This is a genomic window from Priestia sp. SIMBA_032 (assembly GCF_046535215.1).
In the GTDB taxonomy this organism is placed as follows: domain Bacteria; phylum Bacillota; class Bacilli; order Bacillales; family Bacillaceae_H; genus Priestia; species Priestia aryabhattai.
On sequence record NZ_JAWRXD010000763.1, the window covers coordinates 1 to 268 of the forward strand.

The 268-nt window shown below is 55.6% G+C and carries 1 protein-coding gene; it reads right to left on the reverse strand.

Annotated elements, in window-relative coordinates:
- Positions 1-248: hypothetical protein (locus SB717_RS36360; protein WP_410907882.1), on the reverse strand; the 248-nt coding region annotated here is incomplete at its 3' end.
- Between the last annotated feature and the right edge of the window lie 20 nt (positions 249-268).

The following is a 268-nucleotide window of genomic DNA, read 5'->3' on the forward strand; positions in this document are numbered from 1 at the left end:
GGTGGATCCGAAGGGTTCATCCCCAATATGATGTGAGCAGTATTGGAGTTCAGCAATGACGACAGTGCCCTGACAAGGGAGCGGCCGGGAGCCGCAATTTGGTTGTCCGGATGTGCCGAATGAACCAACTCAATGACCGACCTTCGCATACCTTGTGCGCCGAAGCGGGCGATGAACGACTCTTCCATCCCCAACTCAATCGCCATTTCTTGCAGGACGACAAATGTCAGAAGAACATCCGCTGCCAAGCCCGAGGCACGCTGACACG